At 53.3% G+C, this 21,746-nt stretch carries 22 protein-coding genes and 1 pseudogene; 16 read left to right on the forward strand and 7 right to left on the reverse strand.

All coding sequences use genetic code 11. The features are described from left to right. Positions 1-126 precede the first annotated feature (126 nt). Positions 127-456, reverse strand: a complete 330-nt coding sequence (locus tag CPT76_RS40830; protein WP_258168977.1) for a twin-arginine translocation signal domain-containing protein — start codon at positions 454-456, stop codon at positions 127-129. Positions 457-639: 183 nt separating this feature from the next. Here CPT76_RS40830 and CPT76_RS30325 point away from each other — a divergent pair, with 183 nt between their 5' ends. The 4 genes from CPT76_RS30325 to CPT76_RS30340 are packed head-to-tail and all read left to right on the forward strand — an operon-like array spanning position 640 to position 4,155. Next, positions 640-1,170 (forward strand): c-type cytochrome, encoded by a 531-nt coding sequence (locus CPT76_RS30325; RefSeq protein ID WP_105445512.1) that lies wholly within the window; start codon positions 640-642, stop codon positions 1,168-1,170. Positions 1,171-1,217: 47 nt separating this feature from the next. Continuing rightward, entirely contained in the window at positions 1,218-2,441 is a 1,224-nt protein-coding gene (locus CPT76_RS30330; RefSeq protein ID WP_089549633.1) for an ABC transporter substrate-binding protein, read from the forward strand. 29 nt (positions 2,442-2,470) lie between these two features. Next, on the forward strand, positions 2,471-3,337 hold the full coding sequence (locus CPT76_RS30335) for a carbohydrate ABC transporter permease (RefSeq protein WP_105445513.1): 867 nt from the start codon (positions 2,471-2,473) through the stop codon (positions 3,335-3,337). Further along, the gene (locus CPT76_RS30340; RefSeq protein WP_089549635.1) at positions 3,337-4,155 is read left to right on the forward strand and encodes a carbohydrate ABC transporter permease; all 819 of its coding nucleotides are present in this window, start codon (positions 3,337-3,339) and stop codon (positions 4,153-4,155) included. The genes CPT76_RS30335 and CPT76_RS30340 overlap by 1 nt, the downstream gene beginning before the upstream one ends. 144 nt (positions 4,156-4,299) lie before the next feature. Here CPT76_RS30340 and CPT76_RS30345 read toward each other — a convergent pair whose 3' ends face one another. Continuing rightward, entirely contained in the window at positions 4,300-4,926 is a 627-nt protein-coding gene (locus CPT76_RS30345) for a DedA family protein (protein WP_105445514.1), read from the reverse strand. Between the two features lie 574 nt (positions 4,927-5,500). Beyond that, entirely contained in the window at positions 5,501-5,629 is a 129-nt protein-coding gene (locus CPT76_RS30350) for a DUF4023 family protein (RefSeq protein ID WP_076171988.1), read from the reverse strand. A 268-nt stretch (positions 5,630-5,897) separates the two neighbouring features. Between CPT76_RS30350 and CPT76_RS30355 the strand changes: the two genes are divergently transcribed. The 4 genes from CPT76_RS30355 (at position 5,898) to CPT76_RS30370 (ending at position 9,771) form a co-directional block, all read left to right on the forward strand. Next, positions 5,898-6,851, forward strand: coding sequence for an ABC transporter permease (locus CPT76_RS30355; protein ID WP_181153145.1), 954 nt, complete (start codon positions 5,898-5,900; stop codon positions 6,849-6,851). After that, entirely contained in the window at positions 6,848-7,804 is a 957-nt protein-coding gene (locus tag CPT76_RS30360; protein WP_105445516.1) for an iron chelate uptake ABC transporter family permease subunit, read from the forward strand. The genes CPT76_RS30355 and CPT76_RS30360 overlap by 4 nt, the downstream gene beginning before the upstream one ends. After that, positions 7,801-8,559, forward strand: a complete 759-nt coding sequence (locus tag CPT76_RS30365; protein WP_105445517.1) for an iron ABC transporter ATP-binding protein — start codon at positions 7,801-7,803, stop codon at positions 8,557-8,559. Before CPT76_RS30360 ends, CPT76_RS30365 begins: the two co-directional genes overlap by 4 nt. Positions 8,560-8,793: 234 nt before the next feature. Next, on the forward strand, positions 8,794-9,771 hold the full coding sequence (locus CPT76_RS30370; RefSeq protein WP_258168992.1) for a siderophore ABC transporter substrate-binding protein: 978 nt from the start codon (positions 8,794-8,796) through the stop codon (positions 9,769-9,771). A 103-nt stretch (positions 9,772-9,874) separates the two neighbouring features. Here CPT76_RS30370 and CPT76_RS30375 read toward each other — a convergent pair whose 3' ends face one another. Continuing rightward, positions 9,875-10,282 carry a hypothetical protein gene (locus CPT76_RS30375; protein ID WP_181153147.1) on the reverse strand — a complete coding sequence of 136 codons (408 nt, stop codon included), beginning with the start codon at positions 10,280-10,282 and terminating at the stop codon, positions 9,875-9,877. After that, entirely contained in the window at positions 10,254-10,826 is a 573-nt protein-coding gene (locus CPT76_RS30380; RefSeq protein ID WP_105445520.1) for a hypothetical protein, read from the reverse strand. Before CPT76_RS30380 ends, CPT76_RS30375 begins: the two co-directional genes overlap by 29 nt. A 197-nt stretch (positions 10,827-11,023) precedes the next feature. Between CPT76_RS30380 and CPT76_RS30385 the strand changes: the two genes are divergently transcribed. The 3 genes from CPT76_RS30385 to CPT76_RS30395 all read left to right on the forward strand — a co-directional run bounded on the left by CPT76_RS30385 (position 11,024) and on the right by CPT76_RS30395 (position 14,649). Beyond that, positions 11,024-12,181, forward strand: a complete 1,158-nt coding sequence (locus CPT76_RS30385; RefSeq protein WP_181153149.1) for a winged helix-turn-helix domain-containing protein — start codon at positions 11,024-11,026, stop codon at positions 12,179-12,181. A 67-nt stretch (positions 12,182-12,248) separates the two neighbouring features. Continuing rightward, positions 12,249-13,562 carry an MFS transporter gene (locus CPT76_RS30390; RefSeq protein WP_105445522.1) on the forward strand — a complete coding sequence of 438 codons (1,314 nt, stop codon included), beginning with the start codon at positions 12,249-12,251 and terminating at the stop codon, positions 13,560-13,562. 343 nt (positions 13,563-13,905) lie between these two features. Then, entirely contained in the window at positions 13,906-14,649 is a 744-nt protein-coding gene (locus tag CPT76_RS30395) for a hypothetical protein (RefSeq protein WP_374954746.1), read from the forward strand. A gap of 165 nt (positions 14,650-14,814) precedes the next feature. On the opposite strand, the gene CPT76_RS30400 is transcribed toward CPT76_RS30395, so the two are convergent. Continuing rightward, positions 14,815-15,900, reverse strand: coding sequence for a glycosyltransferase family 4 protein (locus tag CPT76_RS30400; RefSeq protein ID WP_105445523.1), 1,086 nt, complete (start codon positions 15,898-15,900; stop codon positions 14,815-14,817). A 237-nt stretch (positions 15,901-16,137) separates the two neighbouring features. Here CPT76_RS30400 and CPT76_RS30405 point away from each other — a divergent pair, with 237 nt between their 5' ends. Further along, on the forward strand, positions 16,138-16,887 hold the full coding sequence (locus tag CPT76_RS30405; RefSeq protein WP_105445524.1) for a YheC/YheD family protein: 750 nt from the start codon (positions 16,138-16,140) through the stop codon (positions 16,885-16,887). A 172-nt stretch (positions 16,888-17,059) separates the two neighbouring features. On the opposite strand, the gene CPT76_RS30410 is transcribed toward CPT76_RS30405, so the two are convergent. After that, entirely contained in the window at positions 17,060-17,488 is a 429-nt protein-coding gene (locus CPT76_RS30410) for a DUF2500 domain-containing protein (RefSeq protein ID WP_374954750.1), read from the reverse strand. 191 nt (positions 17,489-17,679) lie between these two features. Here CPT76_RS30410 and CPT76_RS30415 point away from each other — a divergent pair. The 4 genes and pseudogenes from CPT76_RS30415 to CPT76_RS30430 form a co-directional block, all read left to right on the forward strand. Further along, positions 17,680-18,476 (forward strand): annotated as a pseudogene (locus CPT76_RS30415) (ABC transporter ATP-binding protein). Then, positions 18,473-20,107, forward strand: a complete 1,635-nt coding sequence (locus tag CPT76_RS30420) for a hypothetical protein (protein ID WP_105445525.1) — start codon at positions 18,473-18,475, stop codon at positions 20,105-20,107. The pseudogene CPT76_RS30415 and the gene CPT76_RS30420 overlap by 4 nt, the downstream one beginning before the upstream one ends. 598 nt (positions 20,108-20,705) lie before the next feature. After that, the gene (locus CPT76_RS40835) at positions 20,706-21,278 is read left to right on the forward strand and encodes an ABC transporter substrate-binding protein (RefSeq protein ID WP_258168993.1); all 573 of its coding nucleotides are present in this window, start codon (positions 20,706-20,708) and stop codon (positions 21,276-21,278) included. A gap of 8 nt (positions 21,279-21,286) precedes the next feature. After that, positions 21,287-21,746 (forward strand): iron chelate uptake ABC transporter family permease subunit (locus CPT76_RS30430; RefSeq protein ID WP_181153151.1); only part of this gene is annotated, 460 nt, incomplete at its 3' end.

A 21,746-nucleotide genomic window follows, 5' to 3' on the forward strand; every position in this document is an offset into this window, starting at 1 on the left:
GTCAATGGCGGTAAGCCCGAGCAGGAAGACCTCGTTACGGTTAATGCTCTGATAGTCGCCCTGTGTGGCTCCCCTTTACAAAAGGCCCCATGCGGTATTCGCGAGCGTTAAAGCCCCAGTGACCGGCTAACTGATGGTCGATGTAGTAAGCAACGCCCAAGTCGTTGGCTCCAGGACCGTTATCGTCCTTGGAAAAATGCGCTCTGTCGCTGCCTGTGTAATTTGCAGCTGGCGCTGGTTGAAGTACATGGTCGCATGGTTATAATCTGCAGCAGGCTGCGTTCCGGTTTGCGGCGATGTCGGCGCATTTGCAGCCGGCTTTTTCTTGTTGAAGCCGCCGGTAATGGCCCCGCCAATAACGCCACCGACGACCAGACCGCCGATCGCCGTCCCTGAATATTTCAGGAACTGGCGCCTGGACCCGCTTGGTGGTTGTTCCTTTTGTTGTTCTGCCATGGTTTCATTCCTCCTTGTGGGATATGTTCCCCTTTGCTGGGTATATTATGCACTTGCCATGCCAAGCCGAAAAAACCGCAAATACGAAAAATCACGATAATCCGCGTACATGAAAAGCTTATTGCTGGGGCATCGTAGCTGTATTGAGGCAAATTTGAAAAAGTTGAAGGGAGACACCTCCAAATGAAAAAATCGATCATTTTCCTGAGCCTGCTGCTCGTTCTTTCCCTGTCCGCCTGCGGTAAAAGCAGCGACAACAACAACAACCAAGGCGCAGCCAATAACAACGCCGGCACTACCGGTAATACAGGTACAACGACCGGGCAAACCGGCGGCAACGCAGCAGCCGGCAACGGGGAAGCGACCTTTAAAGCCAACTGTGTCAGCTGCCACGGCAACAATCTCGAAGGCGCCGTAGGACCGAACCTGCAAAAGGTCGGAGCTAAATACTCCGCGGACGAAATCGCCGGGATCGTATCGAACGGCCGCGGCGGCATGCCGGCTTTCAAAGGCCAACTGTCCGATGCTGACATTCAAGGCGTAGCCCAGTGGTTGGCCGCCAAAAATAAGCGCGCTTCGGCCCAGCCATGCAAAAAGCAGCCTTTCTGTCAGGGGGCTGCTTTTTTACTTCACCGGGAAGACGGCGCTGCATTCGCATGTTCGCCGCAGGCTTCATGCTTGGCGGCTTGTTTATTTTTCGACAAAATCGGGTAATTTTAAAGAAAATTCAACATCAAGAATTTCGATATGGGGGGTTTCGCATGAAAATGGGAAGAATCCTTCTGGCCTGCCTGCTGCTCGCGTCGATGCTGACGGCCTGCGGGAATAACGGGGAGAACGCCGGGAAGGTCAAGCTGGAGTTTTTTCAAAACAAGCCGGAGGCCAAAGGCTCCTTTGATAAGCTGGTGGCCAAGTTCAACGCTTCGCACCCCGGGATCCAGGTCACCCAGGTGAATCCGCCGGATGCCGAAACGGTCCTCAAGACAAGGGTCGTCAAGAACGACATTCCCGACGTCATCGGCATGGGCGCGACCGACACGTATTCGATCCTGGCGCAGAGCGATATTTTCGCCGATCTGACCCAGAGCAAGCTGGTCGAATCCATTGATCCGAACTACATAAAAATGCTCAAGGACGTAACGGGGCTGAGTAAAATTACCGGCATCCCTTACGCAACCAACGCCAACGGCATTATGTACAACAAGGACATCTTCAAGAAGCTGGGGCTGAGCGTTCCGAAAACGTGGGATGAGCTGATTGCGACTGCCCAAAAGGTGAAGGACAGCGGCATCATTCCGTTTTATTTTACATACAAGGACGACTGGCAGACGAATCTGCCGTTTAATGCGCTCGCACCCAACTTGGTCGGCATCGATTTCTTCAAGCAGCGCCGTGAGAATCAGGTGACCTTCCAAGAGAAGTTCCGCGAGGTGGCGGAGAAGCAGCTGAAGCTGCTCGATTACGGACATGGGGACAACTTCGGGAAAACGTACGCGGACGGCAACCGTGCTTTTGCGCGCGGGGAATCGGCCATGTATATCCAGGGAAGCTGGGCCATTCCGGAAATCCGGAAATCGAACCCGAACGCGAATATCGGCTTCTTCCCGTTCCCGACCGGAAACGACCCGGACAAGAACAAGCTGATCTCCGGGGTGGACACGCTGCTGACCATCTCCGAGAGCACCAAGCATAAAAAAGAAGCGGAGGAATTCATCGCTTTTCTCCTCGAGCCGGACAATATCGGCCAGTACATCAAAGAACAGACCGCGTTCTCGGCCGTTAAAGGTGTGACGCAGGACGACCCTGCGGTTGCCGAGCTGCAGCCTTATTTCAAGGCGGGCCGAGTCGTCGATTTTGCCGACCACTATATCCCGGCTGCCGTGCAGCTGAACTCGATCGTTCAGGGGTTCCTGCAAAACCGGAATATCGACGCCTACCTGAAAACGCTCGATACCGAGTGGGACAAAGTCCAGAGCCGGAAATAACATCATGACCAAAAGAGGAGGATGAAGGGATGTCCAAGCGACTTACGGCGTTTTATTGGATGACCGTGCCGGCGGTCGTACTGTTCTTCGTATTTATGACACTGCCCGCCCTGCAGGGCATTTACTATTCGTTCACGAACTGGAACGGGTTCGGGAAACATTATGACTTTATTGGGTTCCGCAACTACGCAAACCTCTTTACGGACAGCAACGTGGGGAACGCCTATCTGTTCACCTTCAAGTTCGCCATTGTCGTCACCATTCTGATCAATGTGCTCAGTCTGCTGATCGCTCTAGGCCTGAACGCGCGGATCAAGGCGCGCAATTTCCTCCGCGGCATTTACTTTCTGCCGAACATTTTGAGCGTGCTGATCGTCGGTTACATTTTCAACTACCTGTTCTCCAACGTCTTCACGATCTGGGGTCAGAACCTGGGCATCCATGCGTTCTCAACGAACATTCTGGGCAACGAAAATCTGGCCTGGATCGGGGTCGTCATCGTGGCGGTATGGCAGGGGATTGCGTTTAATACGATCCTGTATCTGGCGGGACTCCAGACCATCCCGGCTTCGCTGTACGAAGCTTCAAATTTGGACGGGGCCAGCCGCTGGCAGGAATTCTGGAGAATTACCTTTCCGCTCATTTCCCCGTTTTTCACGATCAATATGGTGCTGGCGATGAAAAACTCGCTGATGGTCTTCGATCAGATCGTTGCCTTGACCAATGGCGGGCCCGGCCGGGCGACACAGTCCATTTCGCACCTGATCTACATCGGCGGGTTCCAGGGAGGCGAGTTCGCTTACCAGTCCGCCAACTCGGTCATTTATTTTATCGTCATTGCGATCATCTCCATCCTGCAGCTTAAATTTCTTCAAGGAAGGGAGAGCGATATGTAATGAGAACGAAAACGAACTGGGCCGTCATGATCCTGATTGCCCTGGGGACGCTGCTGATTTTGTTCCCGCTGTACATGACCTTGACCATTGCGCTGAAAAATCCCGAGGAGATGACGCGGTCGGTCTTCGCGATTCCGACGACGTTTCACTGGGAAAACTTCTCGAACGCGGTGAAAATGACCAACTTCTTCCGCGCATTCCGCAACAGCGCGCTCGTGACGATCTCGACGGTGGTGCTGACGCTGCTCACCAACTCGCTCGTGGCGTACGCCATCGCCCGGAATATGCACCGGAAGTTCTTCAAAGGGCTGTACTTCTACTTCATCAGCGCTATGTTCATTCCGTTCCCGATCATCATGCTGCCGATCGTCAAGCTGGCGTCGGCGCTGCATATGACCAATCTGGTCGGCCTGACGATCCTGCATACGGTCTATGCGCTGGCCTTTAACGTCTTCGTCTACGTCGGCTATATCCGCTCGATCCCGACGGCGCTGGAAGAGGCCGCCACGGTGGACGGCGCGACGACGTGGGGCACGTTCTGGCGGATCATTTTCCCGCTGATGGCGCCGATCAACGCCACCGTCGGCATCCTGATCTGCCTGTCGACCTACAACGACTTCCTGCTCCCGCTGATCATCATCAGCGACCAGTCGAGCTATACGCTGCCGCTCGTGCAGTACATTTTCCAGGGACAGTTCAACACGGACTACAACCTGGCCTTTGCCTCGTATCTGATGGCGATGCTGCCGATGATCATTATCTACCTGTTCGCGCAAAAATGGATCATCAACGGCGTGACACAGGGCGCCGTCAAATAAAGCGTAAGTATACAAGCCGCTCCCCGGGCAAGCAACGGAGGGCGGCTTTTGATTTTCTTGAAGAAAGCAGTGCTGTAAGCGTGCTGCCATCGCAGCCGCCGGCTGTCCCACGGCTGTTAGCTGCTCGTTCGTGTGCGCTTGGCCTTAGTCCTCCTGCCGAACTTCGGCTTTGACCCGAGGGGCTGCGGATTTTTTTCTCCGTTTCAGGTACACGACGAGAGCCAGGACCGCAGCAGCCACCAGGATAGCGGCTAGCGAATACTGGGAAATCAAGTGCAGGAACTGCTCGATCTTCGAGCCGACCAGCCTGCCGATCATGACATAGACGATAACCCAGGCGAGTCCGCCAATGTAGTTATAGATAAAGAAGGTCCGTACATTGATCCGGAGCACGCCGGACACGTATCCGGTAAAATGCCGAAGCCCAGGCACGAAGTAACAGATCAGAATAAGCTTAGTGCCGTACCGGTCGAACCATCCGGTAATTTTGGCGATCCGGGCCGGGTTCAGGAGGACGTACTTGCCGTATTTTTCAAAGAAGGGCGTTCCCATACGATACCCGATAATATACGTCACCGTCGTGCCGACAATGGCGCCGATATACGAATACAAAATAATTTGCAGCAGGTGAAAGCTCCCCAGCGTCGACATATGGCCGGAGATGGCCATCGCCAGCTCTCCCGGGAAGGGAATCGCCAAAGATTCAGCGAAGAGGCCGCCAAACAGCACCATATACCCGTATTGTTCAAACAGATGGATGATCCACTCCATAGTTTCTCTCCTTACCGGCCCTCGCCGCCTGCAGTCAAATCCAACCTGAGGCCGATGCCGTCTCATGCTTTCGTCCATTCTAACGGAGCGGCGGGTCATCCAGAAACTGTCTCTGGACCAGGATCAAACTGGACTTTGGTCTTGGAGATTGCAGAAACTTTGCGAAAATCCTTGAATAATAAGAAAAACACCTATCGACGTACCTTCAAAGTAGACAGACCGCGGTTAGCTGAAGTTTTTCTTGCGAGATCAGGAAGCAGAGGCTCCGAATCCTATACTTTCTGCTCTCTTAAGAAAAACGCCTATCGACGCACCTTCAAAGTAGACAGACCGCGTTTAGCTGAAGTTTTTCTTGCGAGATCCGGAAGCGGAGGCTCCGAATCCTATACTTTCTGCTCTCTTAAGAAAAACGCCTATCGACGCACCTTCAAAGTAGACATACCGCGGTTAGCAGTTGTTTTTCTTGCGATATAAGGAGGAGCACTCTCTGGAGCTTATACTAACTTATATCTTCAAATAAAAAGGACACTTCCCCTTCGGTCGAAAGGGAAATGCCCATTTTTAAGGTTTGCGGTTATTTCTTCGTGCCATGCTGCTTGGTCGGAAGCTTTGCGCTGGCTCCTTTGCTGATGCCATCCTTGTGTTTGCGGGCTTTTTCCTGGGTATCGTGGAGCTTCTCCACATACTCATGCGTGCTGTCCATGGCTGTACAACCTCCTTGTATTTGCAGTCGGCATTCCCTGTTACTATGACCACTCCGGGCGGCCTGCATTCATCTTGCGGGAAGAAGGCAGAAGAATAAAAATACCCAGAAACGTTTGACAAAAACTGGTCAGCTGTTAGAATAATAACTAAGTCAGTTAATTGAGAATGAATATCATTATTAATTAGATCGAAAGTGACATATGCTTTTTCGGAATATTTTCATTATTTTCAATGACTGGCCAGACTATAGAAAGCGTTGGATAGCCATGAAAAACACTTACCTGTGGACGCTGTGGATCCTGCTTATCGTATTCTCAGCCGCTTCTTTGTTTATCGGGGTGAAGGATATCTCCCCGCTGGATCTGTTTCATCTCACAGCCGAACAGAAGCAGGTGCTCTGGATCAGCCGCCTGCCGCGCCTGATTAGCATTATCATCGCCGGCACGAGCATGAGCATTATCGGCCTGATCATGCAGCAGCTGACGAGAAACAAGTTCGTGTCGCCGACGACAGCCGGAACGATGGACTCGGCAAGGTTCGGCATTTTGGTAGCCCTCATGGTGTTTGGTAACGCGGCGCCGCTGGTGAAAATGCTGGTGGCCTTCGTTTTTGCCCTGCTGGGAACGATGATCTTCATGCGGATCCTGGATAAGGTCAAATACAAGGACGCAATTTTCATTCCGCTTGTCGGACTCATGTTCGGCAACATTGTCAGCTCGGTCACGACGTTTTTTGCCTATAAAAACGATCTGATCCAGAACATGTCCTCCTGGCTGCAGGGCGACTTTTCCATGATCCTCAAGGGCCGCTACGAGATGCTGTACATCAGCATTCCGCTCCTGATCATCGCCTATCTGTTCGCGAACCGCTTTACGATTGCGGGCAGTGGGGGGAGAGTTCGCGGTGAACCGTGGGGCTTAACTATAAGGCCGTCGTCAACATCGGACTGGTCAGCTATTTCATCGGTCGTGATTTTAACCGTGGGCATGATTCCTTTTCTGGGCCTGGTCGTTCCGAACATCGTCACGATGTATCTGGGGGACCATCTGAAGAAAAGCCTGCTACATACCGCACTGCTGGGAGCCGTGTTCGTGCTGTTCTGCGACATTCTGGGCCGGGTCATCATCTTTCCGTATGAAATCTCCATCGGCGTCACCGTCGGGGTGATTGGCAGCGCGATCTTTATCTTTTTACTGCTGAGAAGAAGGGCTTATACATGAGCAAATCCAACCTGACCAAGCTGATCGTTCTAACCGTCATCGCACTTGTCCTGATTGCTGTCTTTATGGTGATCCAGTCTGGGGGCAACTGGGATTATATCCTTCCGCGCAGGGGCAAAAAAGTGCTGGCCATGGTCCTGACCGGCGGAGCGATCGCCTTCTCGACGGTCGTGTTCCAGACGATTACCAACAACCGCATTTTGACACCGAGCATTATGGGGCTTGATTCCCTGTATATGCTGTTTCAGACCTTTATGGTCTATGTTTTCGGCTCGATCAGCCTGACGGCGATGGGCAAAAACGTGAACTTTCTCATTTCCGTCGGCATGATGGCCGTGTTCTCGGTGGTGTTCTACAAGCTCCTGTTCAAAAGGGAAGGGCAAAACATTTACTTTCTGCTTCTGCTTGGTCTGATCTTCGGCACATTGTTTCAGAGCCTGTCCTCTTTTATGGAGGTGCTCATCGATCCGAACGAGTTCCAAATCGTCCAGGACAAAATGTTCGCAAGCTTTAACAATGTCAATACGGATCTGCTGCTGGTGTCGGCGGCAGGGATCGTGCTGGTGACCGCCTATTTTACGCGTTATACCAAGTATCTCGATGTTATTGCTATGGGAAGGGACCACGCCGTCAATCTGGGCGTCGATTACGACCGGGTGGTAAAGAGGCTGCTCATTGTTGTGGCAGTGCTCATTTCCATCGCGACGGCGCTCGTCGGGCCAATCACCTTCCTGGGGCTGCTCGTGGCCAATGTGGCCTATCAGCTGATGCGGACCTACCGGCACACGCTGCTGATTCCGGCTGCGGTGCTGATCAGCATCGTCGCCCTTGTAGGCGGGCAGCTGCTGGTGGAGCGGGTGTTTACCTTCTCCACGACGCTGAGCGTCATCATCAATCTGGTCGGCGGCGTGTACTTTATCTATCTTTTGCTAAAGGGGAGTAAATCATCGTGATCGAGGTTAAAGGGGTTTCCAAACAATATGGCGGCAAAACAGTGGTCGACAACGTCTCGGTGAACATCGCCAAAGGGAAAATCACCTCCTTTATCGGTGCCAACGGGGCGGGCAAAAGCACGCTTCTCTCCATGATCAGCCGCCTCATTTCCTGTGACGGCGGTGAAATCCTGATCGAAGGGGAGCGGGTGGACCGCTGCAAGAGCAGCGAACTCGCCAAGAAGATCTCGATTCTGAAGCAGTCCAATCATATTAACGTCCGCCTGACGGTCAAGGAACTGGTAAGCTTCGGCCGGTTCCCTTACTCGCAGGGCCGGCTGAAGCCGGAGGACTGGAAATACGTCCAGGAAGCCATCGATTATATGGAGCTCGGCGATCTGCAGGACCAGTACCTGGACCGGCTGAGCGGAGGGCAGCAGCAGCGGGCCTTTATTGCGATGGTCATTGCCCAGAACACCGACTATGTGCTGCTGGATGAACCGCTGAACAACCTGGACATGAAGCACTCGGTGCAGATCATGAAGGTGCTGCGGCGGATGGTAGATGAGCTGGGCAAGACGGTCATTATCGTCATTCATGACATCAATTTTGCCTCCGTCTATTCGGACGACATCGTCGCGCTGAAGAACGGCAGGGTCGTGAAGGAAGGAACGGCGGACGAGATCATCGATACGCCGGTGCTGAAGCAGGTCTACGGGATGGATATCCCCATTGAGAACATTAACAACAACAAAATTTGCGTTTATTTTGCCTGAAGCCTGAGGCCCGGGAGAGGTAAGAGGCAGCTTGTTCGAAAATAAAATTCTCCCTGAGTTGAACGGGCCAGGTGAAGAATCAGGTGCAATGCTAACCAAGGGAAATTATATGCGTGGACTCATCTCAGCCAGGCGCCGGCGGGTAGTTCATCACATAATTTTATACATTTACGGCTTGATTCAAGCCGAAAACCAAATCAGAACATGGGGTGGATGAAGTTGAAAACAAGAAAGATGATGCTGTTCATCATCACGGCCGTGTTGGTCGTCGTGCTGGCGGCATGCGGTAATAAAAATACGGCAGAACCCGCCAAAGAGGCGTCTGCTGAACCAACCAACACTTCGGCGGCTTCCGGTTCCGAGGAGCTGAGGATCAAACATAAGCTGGGCGAGACCAAGGTCAAAAAAAATCCGCAGAAGGTCGTCGTGTTCGACTTTGGCATTCTGGATACATTGGATAAATTGGGCGTTCAGGTCACCGGGGTTCCGCAGGCGAACATTCCTCCGTACCTGTCCAAGTACGCCGACAAGGATGCATACAGCAACGTGGGGAGTCTGAAAGAGCCGGACTTTGAAAAAATCAACGCGCTGAGCCCGGACCTGATTATTATCTCTGGCCGCCAATCCGAAGCTTACGAGGAGCTCAGCAAGATCGCGCCGACGGTCTACCTGGGCCTGGATACGGCGCGGTACATGGAATCGTTTAAGGAGAATATGAACACCGTCGGCCAGATCTTCGGCAAAGAGGACGAGATCCAAACGGAGCTGAACCATGTCGACAAGACGATCGCGGAAATTCACGATAAAGCCGCCGCTTCGGGCAAAAACGCCCTGATCGTGCTGGCGAACGAAGGCAAGCTGAGCGCTTACGGCGCGGGCTCGCGCTTCGGTCTGATCCACGACTTGCTGGGCTTTACGCCGGTGGATGCAAACATTGAAGCTTCAACGCACGGTCAAAGCGTCACATCGGAATACGTAGCCGAGAAGAATCCGGACTACCTGTTCGTCGTGGACCGCGGCGCGGCTGTGGCCGGAGAAGGCGGGGAATCCGTATCCGCCAAGCAGACGGTGGAGAACGATCTGATCAAAAATACGAAAGCCTTCAAAGACGGGCACATCGTATATCTCGATCCGAACTACTGGTACCTATCCGGCGGCGGACTGCTGTCCGTTCAGGAGATGGTCAAGGAAGTCGGGGCAAGCATTCAGTAGTTAGGCAAAGAGTACGCGGCCGTTCAGGCGCGTGCCACCAGGAGCTGTCGCGGAGGTCCGTAAGGACGCCGCGGCGGTTTTTTTGCGTTTCTTCTCTGCCCCCTTATCGCGGCCGTTCCGCCAGCATCAGGAAGTAGGTGACCAGATAAGCGCAAGAGGTTGCTCCAAACCATGCAAATATGCCCGGGGTCATCGCGAGGTACAAACTTATGGGCAGGGACCAAAGAAAAGCGATCAGCACAAGCGCTTTAAGGCGAAACCAAGCAGACACGATCGCAAGGACGGCCGGCACGCATTGCGTAAAGAAGGTGATTTGAAGGGGGCGGGTTTCGAGGCTGGATGAATACGGATTGAAAAAGCCCAGCATCATCCAAAGCAGGATGGTGGCTGTACCGGCAGTCGTGGCTAGCAGAGCCGCCGGGCGTCTGAGTTGACGTATCATCGATAAAACACCTCTTTCGTCACTTGAATAAATCGGGGTGCTATCTATTGGTTCCTTTCGTTCCCCCATCCTGGCTGCCCCCGCCGCCCAGAACCGGAGTGACCTCCAATTCAGAAAAAGGCGACTGGTGAGCCATAAAGAAGAAACGGGAATGCCCCGTAACGGACAGCACTTGAGCCTCGTTATTCCCTTTTACGGTCATGCTGGTAATCTTCGGGTCAAACACTTTTCCGGCAAGAATATTCACATTACGCCCCTTAGCGGTTTGAACGGTAAAGCCCCCAGTCATATAAGGAGTATCCTCTCCTTGAAAGTTCCGATAGGGGGACGACCGGCACCACTGATACCCGCGGGATCCCTCGTTCACCCCACCCACTCCGAAAGCACCGTATTTTTCGTAAAAGACGAGCTCTTCCCCGTCGACCGTAATGGTCGTGAGTACGTTGGACAGTTCAACCTGCTCTTCATGAAGGCCATATTCTACGGCCTGTTCAGCACTATGAAACCATGGAGAGCCGGGCGACGCCGACGTTGCACGGCTGCAGCCTATCAACAGGCAGATGACATATAACACAACCGGTACCATGACCAGTCTGGTTTGAATTTTGATCACGGCTGTACCTCCTTCTCATACCTCAAATCCCAACGTCTTTTACTCTTAAACGTTAAGCTGTGATAAAAGTTGGCCTAATGGCATCATTTCATCATATGCCTCAATCCTATTGTGCGGCAAATCGGGAATATGCTTAAATAGCAGAAAGGAAGATAAACGGTCGCCAACATGTGCGGTTGAAGAAAGGAGGGAGGACGGTGGCCCAGCTGGATTTTGATCCAAGCGGATATACGGTCAGCTACCAGGAGGAGAGCATTTTGCTGCTTGCCAAAGAGTATGCGTTGCTGCAGTTTTTATACAGCCATCGCGGTCAGGCTTTCAGCCGGGAACAGCTGCTGGACCGGGTATGGCCGATGGAATATCCGGTGGAGCGGACGGTGGACGACCATATTTACCGTCTGCGTAAGAAGCTGCGTCCTTGGAGTAACCGGGTCTTTCTGAACACGGTGCGCGGCTATGGCTACAGCCTGACGGTCAAAGAGCCGGATCTCCGCAATCCGTCGATGCAGGATACCGAGCTGCAGGCCCAAATGCGGCAGCTGATGAACAAGTACCTCATGTACGGTCAATGCAAATCGATGATTACGCTGGCGAGCCAGCAGGATTTGCTCGGGTTTGAGCTGCCCCCGTCCCACCTGATTTTTATCCGGTATGCGCAGGCGGATATCCACTGGTTTTTGACGGATAATGAATTCCCGCTGTCGAGCAAGCTGTATTATTTGCTGCATTTTTACTTGTACTTTTACCATGAACCGGGAAAATGCCTGGATTATTTCGAGCGAACCATGGCCGCCAACATTGGGCCGGAGGATCATCAGCGGGAGCTGAGGATTTTAAATATCATCGGGCTGTATACCAACAACGGCCGGCCCGAAGAGGATCTGTCCAAGGTTAAGGCGGCATACGAGGCCGTTCGTGAAGCGGGGGGAGATCTGGATATTTTCAACGTCCATATCAAAATGGCGGAGATGTACGTCCATCTGGGTGCAGACAACCTGCCCGAAGCCGAACGCTGTGCGGGCGAAGTCGAACGGATGCTGGAGGAAACCCCGTATTTGCGGGAAATTTGCTTTTATCACGGGCTTAAAGGCCGGATGCTGCTCCGGCAGGGGAAACGCGCCGAGGCCACGGCTGCCCTGAACTACGGCATAGAGGTTGGAGAGATGACGCACAACGTGCCGCTGATCGTCGGATCGATCCGGGAAACGCTGGTTTTTCTGGAGCACAACGTGCAGGATCCACAGCTTCATCGCCAGTTCGCCGCGAAACACGCCGAATATAACCGGATATATCAACTTGAAGCCAATAAAGTGCCGATCGAAGAAAAAATCGAAAGCATTCTAAATGCTGTCTGATGTTCCTCTGATATTCCTTCGTTACAGTGAGAGTACGCCATATTCTGACTGAACGGAGGAATTTTTCATGTCTACCCTTGTTACTGAGCCGCGGCCGTCCACAAAATCGGTGTGGACCAACCGCATCTATGCCAAAATGTTTACGGCTTATGCCATCTCGTCGTTCGGTGAATGGTTCGACGCCTTCGCGATCCAGGTCCTGGTCGCTTACCGCTGGCAGGCCGATCCCTTAATGATTGCGCTGATCCCAGTCATGATGGCCCTGCCGGGCATCCTTCTCGGGTCGCTCGCGGGGGTGGTCGCCGACCGTTGGAAAAAGGTCAACCTGATGCTGATGGCCGATGCGGCCGAGACCGTTTTAACGGTCCTGCTGCTGTTTGCTCCCGGCATGTACTGGCTGCTGCCGCTGCTGGCGCTGCGTGCCGCTATGGGCGTATTCCGCGTCCCGTCCCATCAGGCGCTGACACGCCAGGTGGTCCACGAGGATCAGCTGCTGAAGGCGACTTCCTATAACGGTCTGGTCAACCAGTTCTCCAAAATCGCCGGTCCGCTGCTGGGCGCGGTCGTCCTGACGGTGCTATCCCCCCAGCTGTGTATTCTGGTGAATGCCGTAACCCGGTTGATCTCCTGCCTGCTGCTGTTTACGCTGCGCCGTATCGAGGCAAATCATACGGCTCCCCAGGCGGACATGAATCCGGGTGAAAATGCTGGTCCGGAGCACAGACCGGGCTTCATCGAGCAATGGAAGCAAGGCTGGGCGGTGCTGCTGCAGCGCCGGATTCTGCTCACCACGCTGATCGTGAATATGACGGTCATACTGATTATTCTTATGATCGATTTCCAGTTTCCTACGCTCTACAGAGAGATTGCGCCGGATAACGAATCTCTTCTGGGCTGGATGGTCTCCTCAACCGGCGTAGGTGCCGTAGCCACGATCATGATCTTGAACCGCCGGAACCGGATCGGTTACGGCACAGGGATCGGAGGCGGCATCGTCCTGGTAGGTGCTGCGATCGGGGCGATGGGGCTGCTGAGACCCGGTTCTCCGGAGATCTGGAGCATCGTGCTGGGCCTTGTCATCGGGATCGGCAACGGGCTGTTTATGGTGACGAACAATTACGCGCTGCAAAAGGAAACGCCGGAAGGCATGACCGGACGGATATTCGGCATTCAGAACATGATGTCCAGTACGATTATGATCGCAGCTCCATTGGCCGGTGGTTTGCTGATCAAAGGATTTGGCGTGGGAGAGGTGTTCTGCGTCCTTGGCCTGCTCGTACTTGTTTTTGGTATCATCTGCCTTCTGCTTCAGCGGATGCTCTGGCCGACGGACGCCAAGAAACGCGCCCATGAAGAACCCCTGCGGCAGGTATCCGGGTAGACGGTGCTGCCTTGATCCTGTGCAGGCCGGATAGCTCCCGGACATGAGCACGCCTTCTGCGAACTCCACCAGAAGCGCTTGGCAGCCAGACAAACAAAGCCTTAACCAATACAGCCCTGAGCCAATCGACCGGCTCAGGGCTGTTTGTTCTGGCTGAAACTCCCCCTGCTTATTCTGTAAGCGAACTAAACAATGAAGAGGCTTGTATCCCGCACTTTGGTCGGGGGCGGCATCGACCAAAGTCCAGGGAAAAGTCTGGACCCCGGATAGAATTGCCGGAACCTCCTTCTCTGTACAATAAGACGTAATCAATGCCAAAACGTTCGGATGGAGGAGATTATTCATGGAAATGGTAAATGTAAGGAGCGTGGGCGCCCGGCCGGCGTTCCGCTGGTTTGAAGGGGAGAAGTGGCTGGTCCTGACCGCTGTCTTGGGATTTCTGCTGTCCGCCTTCTGCGGAATCTGGACCCTTGTGAACGGGGCGGAAGTAGCCCCCGGGGGCAATGTTCAAAACGCATTTTCTTTTAACGCTGCGATCGGGATATTTTTGCTGTCGACGGCTCTCATTATCCCGTATTCGGGTCTCGGACGAAGAGGCAGAGCCTTTTACCGCTACCCCTATATCGTGCTCGCACTGTATTCCTATTTTGCCGAAACGGTACAAAATTTCCGGGGAGTCAATCCCCGGTTTGTCAAAGACGGGTCCGCCTTTGACAAGGCAGTGGGCAACGTTTTTGCGTTCATCGCCCTGTTGCTCGTCGTCTTTTATCTGTTCCTGGCCGCGCAGTATTTCCGTCGCAAAGTATACGCGGCTCATCCCGAGCTGGTGACGGGCATCCGTTATGCCATGGTAGCCGTGATGCTGTCTTTTGCAGCGGGGATCTGGATTTCGGTTAACCAAGGCCGGACCGTGGGGCTGCATGGTAACATTATTTGGCTGCACGGCCTGGGCTTCCACGCACTTCAGGCCATCCCGCTCGTCGCCTGGCTGAGTACTCGGACTTCGCTCTCCGTTTGGGTACGTCTCCGCATGATCCACCTGACGGGCATTTGCTACGTGCTTGGATTGGTCTTCATCGGATGGTAGACTTTGTTGGGCCATACGGTTCTTGAATGGTCAACGCTCACTGTTGCTGCCGGTTTCTGCTTCCTGCTCTCCTTGGCTGCCGGTGCTTTGATGCTGCGCAACGCGGACGGATTACTGAGAAAAATGCAATGAGTCATTTGTATTCAGCAGCCAGGGGAGAACCGATCAGGAGTACAGCGCCGCGAGCTTTTCGGCGGTTCGGCCCCATGTGAAAGACTGAAGTACCATGCTGCGTCCGCTGCCGCCCAGGCTGCGCCGCAGCTCTTTGCTTTGGGCCAGTGTGACCAGATATTCCGCAAAACCTTCCGGACGCCAGTAGTCATCCACCAGGTAACCATTTACCCCGTGCTTAATAATTTCGGGAATGCCGCCGATCTGCGAAGCGATGACCGGAAGCCCGGATGCCATGGCCTCGACGTTCACGAGGCCGAAGGCTTCGTGCCGCTGGGAGGGACAGACAAAGCAGTCGGCCATCCGGTAGATGCTGTGAATTTCGCTGTGGTTTTTGTTGCCGGTCCAGGTGACCGCTACCCTCAGCTTGGCGGCCTCGGCTTTCAGCTTCCGGATATATCCCTCCTTGCTCCGGCCTGCAATCACAAGATGCAGTGGGACCTGTTTGCTTGCGATTTGCGCGGCTTTCAGCAGAACGGGCACGCCTTTTCTCGGGATGATCCGTCCAGTGAACAGCACGGTGAAGACATCCCCGATTCCATACCGGCTGCGGGCCTGCGCCCGCTCAAAATCAGTTGGCGGACGAAACCGGTCGGTGTCGACGCCAAGCTCGACCGTACGTATTTTGTGCGCTTGTGAGGGAAACCGTACGGACAGCTTTTGCTTTAGCGAGGCGCTGTTGGCGACAATCCACCATGCATGCTTCAGGCTCGCGGCAACGAGCCGTGTCGAAGGCACGAAAGTGAGCGAATGCAGAAACAGGGTTACTTTGGACTGGGGAACAGCCCGCTGAATAGCGGCCATATAGTGGGGACGGTTATCCACCTGGATGACGTCGTAAGTTTTCCCATGAATGAATCGAAGCACCGAAGCGAGGTAGACTTTGGAGCTGCCGGAACGGACCCTGACAATACGAACCCCCTCATCCGTGCTCTCCAGAGGCAATCCCGCGGAGGCTCTGCTTAAGACGGTTACCGCATGCTTCTTGGCAAGCTGCCTGGCGATGGATAAAATGCAGATTTCCACCGAGCCGCTGCCGGGAACAGGGAGCCGTTCGGGGGCTACGATCAGTATGTTCAAGCCGCTTTCCTCCCTTACAGCAAAGATGCTGATCCCCGCACCTGCTGCTTCAATTGATCCTTCTATTATTTATGCGTGCCCCCATAAGGGAGTACGGGATGCCAGCCCAGAAACGGAATCTATTGTTCTGCTTGCGGGATGAATGTCCTGTCCAGTCCGCCGTGCCTTGCATACAATAAACAGGTTTTGCAAGCGCGTTACAATCAATTTTGAAGACAGGACAGGAGAGATCGGTGGATGGGGGAGAAGAACCGCACGGCAGTCGTCAGCAAGTGGATTAAAACGAAAGTGCTGCTTGGCAGCAAGGAAGTCCGGCCGTTTATGCTCGATACCCGTAAAATCAGCAAAACTGACCTGAAGGAGATGCTGAAGTCGTACCGTATGGTCTATGTCAAACCGGAAAACGGCACCCACGGCAAAGGGGTGATTCGGGTGGAACAGCTGGATAACGGAGATTATACGTATCAGGTGGAGACGGTAAAAAAGACCTTCAACAGCTATGATCCATTATATCAATCCCTGCAGAAGCTGACCGGGAAGCGAAGCTACCTGATTCAAAAAGGGATTCATCTCGTAAAGTACCGTAAGCGCCGTTTCGATATCCGAGTGATGGTGCAGCGGCGTCCTGGAGGAGATTGGGAGGCGACCGGTTTGATCGGAAGAGTGGCCCATGAAGGCAAAATCGTGACTAATTATCACAGCGGGGGCACGCCGATGGATGTCAAAACGCTGCTCGGTGCCCATTTAAATGAGAAAGAGACGGCTAAAGTCATCCAATCCCTGAACAAGCTCGGGGTGACTACCGCAAAGCATCTGCACAAAAAGTACCCCGGTTTCCGGCACATCGGCCTGGACATCGGCTTTGACCGGACATGGACGCCGTGGATCATTGAAGTGAATACGAAGCCCGATCCGTACATTTTTAACCAGCTGAAGGATAAATCCATGTATCGTAAAGTGATGATGTTCAGACAGGCTTGGAAATAAGCAGGCATCTGCCGGATGCCGTTCATAAGCAGTATATGCGGGGAAGGGCTTGGCTGAAGCGCCGGCCTTCTTTTTTGTATGATAAGGCGCTCATCATCGACGGCTTCCCCGAATGTTAAAAATGCAGCCTTTGTCCTGCGGGTGAACCCGCGGTCAAGGCTGCTTTTTCGTATTAGGGCGTTTGCCCAACCTCCCGCTCAAAACCGACGATCCAATCGCCTTGGACCGCCGCATATCCTTCGTCTCCTTCGGCAACCAAGCCGTACAGATGCTTCACGTCCAGGTATTCCTTCCGCTCCCCGTTATCAAATTCCAGGGTGATGTAATAGTACGTTCTGGAGGAGCCGCTGGAATGGGCAAAGCCGCTGCCGTTATCATGATGGCTGGCGCTGTGATGGCGGATGTCCATCCGTTTGGAAATGACGCGAGCGTACACGGATGACCGGGGCGTACGGGCATTTTTTACATAACGGGCACCATTCATAATGAAGCTGGCAACGATGATGATGAACACAATGCCGAAAATAAAGGGGAAAATTCTAAACATAAAATCGAAGAAGTCAAAGCCTCCTCCGCCAAAGGGCGGTGGCCCGGGAGTCACCATAACGTTATTCTCCTTTCATGATGCCGGTTCGGTGTGCATTTAACCGGACATTGTGTAGAACGCGTAAAATGAAGGAAAGTTGTCGCATATCGGCAAAAAATACGGCGATTGTATGATTCATGGTCCGCTTCCATCCCTATATCTGCTATGCTAGTATTTGGAAAATAAAGATGATAGGGGGAGCTGCTATGCCAGAATCAAACCGTGAGCCGATCATCTCCATCCAAGGACTCGAAATGAACTATGGGGGAAAGCAGGTTCTGAAGGGCATCAACCTGGATGTGTATGAAGGGCAAATCATCGGATATATCGGCCCGAACGGCGCGGGAAAAAGTACGACAGTCAAAATCATGCTGGGGCTTGTCAAAGGCTACAGCGGCCGGGTTCGCATCTTCGGTAAGGATATTTCGGACGGAGAGGTAGAGTATAAGGCTAGGATCGGCTATGTTCCGGAGATCGCCGAGATGTACGATAGCTTGACCGCCCAGGAATACTTGACGTTCGTTGGTGAGCTGTACGGTCTTGAGCGGCGGCTTGCCGATCACAAGGCCCAGCGGTTGATGAAGCAGTTTGGCTTGGAAGAGGTCTACTATAACCGGATCTCCTCTTTAAGTAAAGGTATGCGCCAGAAGGTGCTGTTGATCTCAAGCCTCCTGCATAATCCTGACATCTTTTTTTGGATGAGCCGCTCAGCGGGCTGGATGCAAACAGCGTTATGGTGGTGAAGGAGATGCTGGCGAGCCTTGCAGCCGAAGGCAAAACGATCTTTTATTCGTCTCATATTATGGAGGTTGTGGAGAAGATCAGCAGCCGGATCGTTTTGCTGAATGAAGGGAATGTTGTCGCCGATGGCAGCTTCGAGCAGCTGCAGGAACATCTGCATGAAGGAACACTGGAAGAAATTTTTACAGAGCTGACCGGGTATCATGAGCATAAAGATACGGCAGCTCGAATCGTGTCCATTGTAAAAGAGGTACAGCGATGAATGATTTCAAAACGCTGATTGTGCTGGACCGCTGCAAGGCTCTGTTCGAAAAGACAGGGATGGATTATGTGCAGATGCGCCGTATCCTACAGGTTAAACTCACGATGGATGGCCGCCGGGCGCCGACACTCATCGGTAAAACTTCCCGATCTTCTGATCCTGATGAGCTGTCGAACCAGTTTCTTAAGTCGCTGTGGATTTATGCCCTGATGGGGGTGGTCATGACCCCATTCGTGGTCATGGGTCACAACCTTATTTTTCAGATGAGCATCGTATTCGGTATCTTGATGTTTATGATCACGACGTCGCTGATTTCCGACTTCTCCTCCGTATTGCTGGATGTTCGGGACCATACCATTTTGGGTTCCAAACCGGTGAACGCTAAGACGATCAATATGGCCAAGGCCATTCATATCATGATTTATTTGTTTTTTATTACAGGCTCGATTACGGCCGCACCGCTTGCCGCCGCCCTGTTCCGACACGGCATTGTATTTTTCTTAATCTTTGTGCTGGAGATCGGCTTGATGGATCTGCTGATCGTCGCGATAACGGCATTGTTGTACTGGCTCGTCCTCCGCTTCTTCGACGGAGAAAAGCTGAAGGACATCATCAATTATGTGCAAATCGGCCTCACGATGGTAATGGCGGTTGGTTATCAGCTCATCGCCAGAGTGTTCAATTTGGTGGATTTGCAGATCGGGTATGAGGCCCATTGGTGGCATGTATTTCTGTTCCCGGTCTGGTTTGCGGCTCCGTTTGAATGGTTGTTCGGTGGACAAAGGGGAGAGGCGATCATCGTTTTCAGCCTTTTGTCGGTCCTCCTGCCGCTCCTGGCCGTATGGATTTATGTTCGGATGATCCCTTCGTTTGAAGCCAATTTGCGGAAACTGTCCACCCAGACTGCCCGCAAGAAGGGAAGAGGCGGACGGTGGCCGGATGTTCTGGGGCGCTGGATCTGCAGAAGCCGGGAGGAGCAGGTGTTTTTCCGCTTTGCGCTCGGCATGATCCGGAAGGAGCGGGATTATAAACTAAAGGTGTACCCTTCGCTGGGACTCTCGCTCATCTTTCCGTTTATTTTCATGTTTAATACGTTTAATTCGGGCAGCAGCTGGGAGGAGATTCGTTCAGGCAACTCTTATTTGTTTATGTATTTCTGTGCCGTGATGATACCCAGCGCCGTCATGATGCTGCAGTACACCAGCACGCCGAAAGGGGCGTGGATTTTCAGTACGGTACCGCTGCGTAATCATGAGCCTGTCTATAAAGGCACGCTTAAAGCATGCATTGCTCAGCTTATTTTGCCGATTTTCGTTGTGGAGAGCATGATCTTTACGGTGATTTTCGGCGTCAGAATTCTGCCGGATCTGCTGGTCATACTCGTCATGACCTTGCTGTATACCGTGATCAGCTTCCGGCTCATGGGTTTGGAGATGCCGTTTACCGAACCTGCTCAGGCAGGAACGCAATCCGGAAGGGCCGGCCTGATGCTCCTACTATTTTTGATATTGGGGGCCATGGCAGGGCTTCATTTTGCACTCCGTTTCTCGACTTACGGAGTATATGTGCTGATGGCTGTGGCCTTAATCGCCAATATTGCCGCATGGAAACTGGCCTTCCGTAACCTTTAAGCTAAGGGCCGGAATATATTCTGCAAGCGGTCTTCTATCAAGCTGTACATAAGCGGCTCCGCCAATGCGGCGGAAGGCCGCTTTTTAATGCCCAAAATCGCTATTGACATCCCAATTGAGAACCAATATCATTTAGATATTTAATTGATACTGATTCTCAATATCAATAATAAGTACATAGCAGAAAGGAAGATTGTGTTCATGAAGACATTCCGGTTAAAACGGGGGCTGTTCGCTCCGTTCATCGTGTGCTGCCTTATCGCTTTATTCACTGCAGGCTGCAGTACGGGGGAGAAGCCAAGGAAGGAGCCGCGGCACAAGCTGGCAGCGGAGATTCAAGCACACCGGCCCAACAGGAAGAGGTTCGCACGATCCAGCACTCGATGGGAACCGCCGAGATGAAAGGGACGCCGAAAAACATCGTCGTTCTGGAATGGACGTACGCGGAGGATTTGATTGCACTGGGCATTCAACCCAAAGGTGTCGCCGACGTGGAAGGTATAAGAATACGTGAACGCTCAGCCGGGGCTGTCGGCGGACGTCATCGATGTAGGTACGCGGCAGGAGCCCAGTCTGGAGCTGATTACAAGCCTCGGCGATTGCGCCGACCGTAGTTTTTGATAACTACTCCAAAGAAGCTTCCCAGGATCAATACGCCACGATGGAGAATTCCTTCCGGACGATTGCCGATATCGTCGGCAAGAAAGAGGAAGGCGAGAAGGTGCTCGCTGACGTGCAGGCAACCTTTGACAATGCCAAAGCGAAGCTGAAGGCCGCGGGCAAAGAACATGTGAAATATGCTTTGATTCAAGGCTTTTCGAATCAGGATGCGGCGGTCATGCTGCTGTACTCGGACAACTCGATTGCTGCGGGCGCGCTGAAGCGTGCGGGCTTCGAGAATGCCTATCAGCCTAATCCCCTTCCGGAGGACGGCTATGCCCAGACGACAGTGGAATCGCTGGTTCCTGTACAGGATGCGAATCTGCTGTACGTGGTTCAGGACGATGATAACATCATCGAGAAACAGATGAAAAACAATGCGGTCTGGAACGGCCTGCATTTCGTCAAGGAACAACAAACGTATCCTCTGGGCGGCGATATGTGGGTATACGGCGGCCCGCTGTCGGCGAAAATTCTGGTCGATAAAGCGGTCGGTCTGCTGACGCAATGAATCCGGTGATGGAGCCGATAACGGGGCACGAGGCAGCCGTAAGGCCGGAAAACCGCCGAATCAGCTTGAATCTGCTGGTGTTTGCCGGGGGAGGAGTTCTTCTGGTGATCCTGCTGGCGCTGAGCCTGACGCAAGGGGAGCTTCATATTCCGCTTCGTACGGTGTATGAGGCGATCGTTCACCCGCAGAACATCGCGGAACACCAGACCATTCGCGGCCTGCGGCTGCCCAGAGCCGTCATGGGCATTTTGGCTGGTGCCGCCCTGGCTGCGGCAGGCGCCCTGCTGCAGACGGTGACGCGGAACGCCCTGGCGGAAGCGGGAACCTTCGGCATCAATGCCGGCGCCTATTTTGCCGTGGTGCTGTGCACGATCTTTATACCGTCCCTGATTCATTCGTCACCGCTTATCACGGCTTTGCTCGGCGGCTGCCTGGGCGCAGGGCTGTCTTACCTGCTGGCGGGGGCAA

This window comes from Paenibacillus sp. AR247, from assembly GCF_002968895.1.
Taxonomy (GTDB): Bacteria; Bacillota; Bacilli; order Paenibacillales; family Paenibacillaceae; genus Paenibacillus_AQ; species Paenibacillus_AQ favisporus.

Excerpts from the sequence above, each read along its gene's own strand:
- CPT76_RS40830 (WP_258168977.1), bottom strand. The coding sequence starts at position 456 with ATGGCAGAACAACAAAAGGAACAACCACCAAGCGGGTCCAGGCGCCAG.
- CPT76_RS30325 (WP_105445512.1), top strand. The coding sequence starts at position 640 with ATGAAAAAATCGATCATTTTCCTGAGCCTGCTGCTCGTTCTTTCCCTG.
- CPT76_RS30330 (WP_089549633.1), top strand. The coding sequence starts at position 1,218 with ATGAAAATGGGAAGAATCCTTCTGGCCTGCCTGCTGCTCGCGTCGATG.
- CPT76_RS30335 (WP_105445513.1), top strand. The coding sequence starts at position 2,471 with ATGTCCAAGCGACTTACGGCGTTTTATTGGATGACCGTGCCGGCGGTC.
- CPT76_RS30340 (WP_089549635.1), top strand. The coding sequence starts at position 3,337 with ATGAGAACGAAAACGAACTGGGCCGTCATGATCCTGATTGCCCTGGGG.
- CPT76_RS30345 (WP_105445514.1), bottom strand. The coding sequence starts at position 4,926 with ATGGAGTGGATCATCCATCTGTTTGAACAATACGGGTATATGGTGCTG.
- CPT76_RS30350 (WP_076171988.1), bottom strand. The coding sequence starts at position 5,629 with ATGGACAGCACGCATGAGTATGTGGAGAAGCTCCACGATACCCAGGAA.
- CPT76_RS30355 (WP_181153145.1), top strand. The coding sequence starts at position 5,898 with ATGAAAAACACTTACCTGTGGACGCTGTGGATCCTGCTTATCGTATTC.
- CPT76_RS30360 (WP_105445516.1), top strand. The coding sequence starts at position 6,848 with ATGAGCAAATCCAACCTGACCAAGCTGATCGTTCTAACCGTCATCGCA.
- CPT76_RS30370 (WP_258168992.1), top strand. The coding sequence starts at position 8,794 with ATGATGCTGTTCATCATCACGGCCGTGTTGGTCGTCGTGCTGGCGGCA.
- CPT76_RS30375 (WP_181153147.1), bottom strand. The coding sequence starts at position 10,282 with ATGGGGGAACGAAAGGAACCAATAGATAGCACCCCGATTTATTCAAGT.
- CPT76_RS30390 (WP_105445522.1), top strand. The coding sequence starts at position 12,249 with ATGTCTACCCTTGTTACTGAGCCGCGGCCGTCCACAAAATCGGTGTGG.
- CPT76_RS30395 (WP_374954746.1), top strand. The coding sequence starts at position 13,906 with ATGGAAATGGTAAATGTAAGGAGCGTGGGCGCCCGGCCGGCGTTCCGC.
- CPT76_RS30405 (WP_105445524.1), top strand. The coding sequence starts at position 16,138 with ATGGGGGAGAAGAACCGCACGGCAGTCGTCAGCAAGTGGATTAAAACG.
- CPT76_RS30420 (WP_105445525.1), top strand. The coding sequence starts at position 18,473 with ATGAATGATTTCAAAACGCTGATTGTGCTGGACCGCTGCAAGGCTCTG.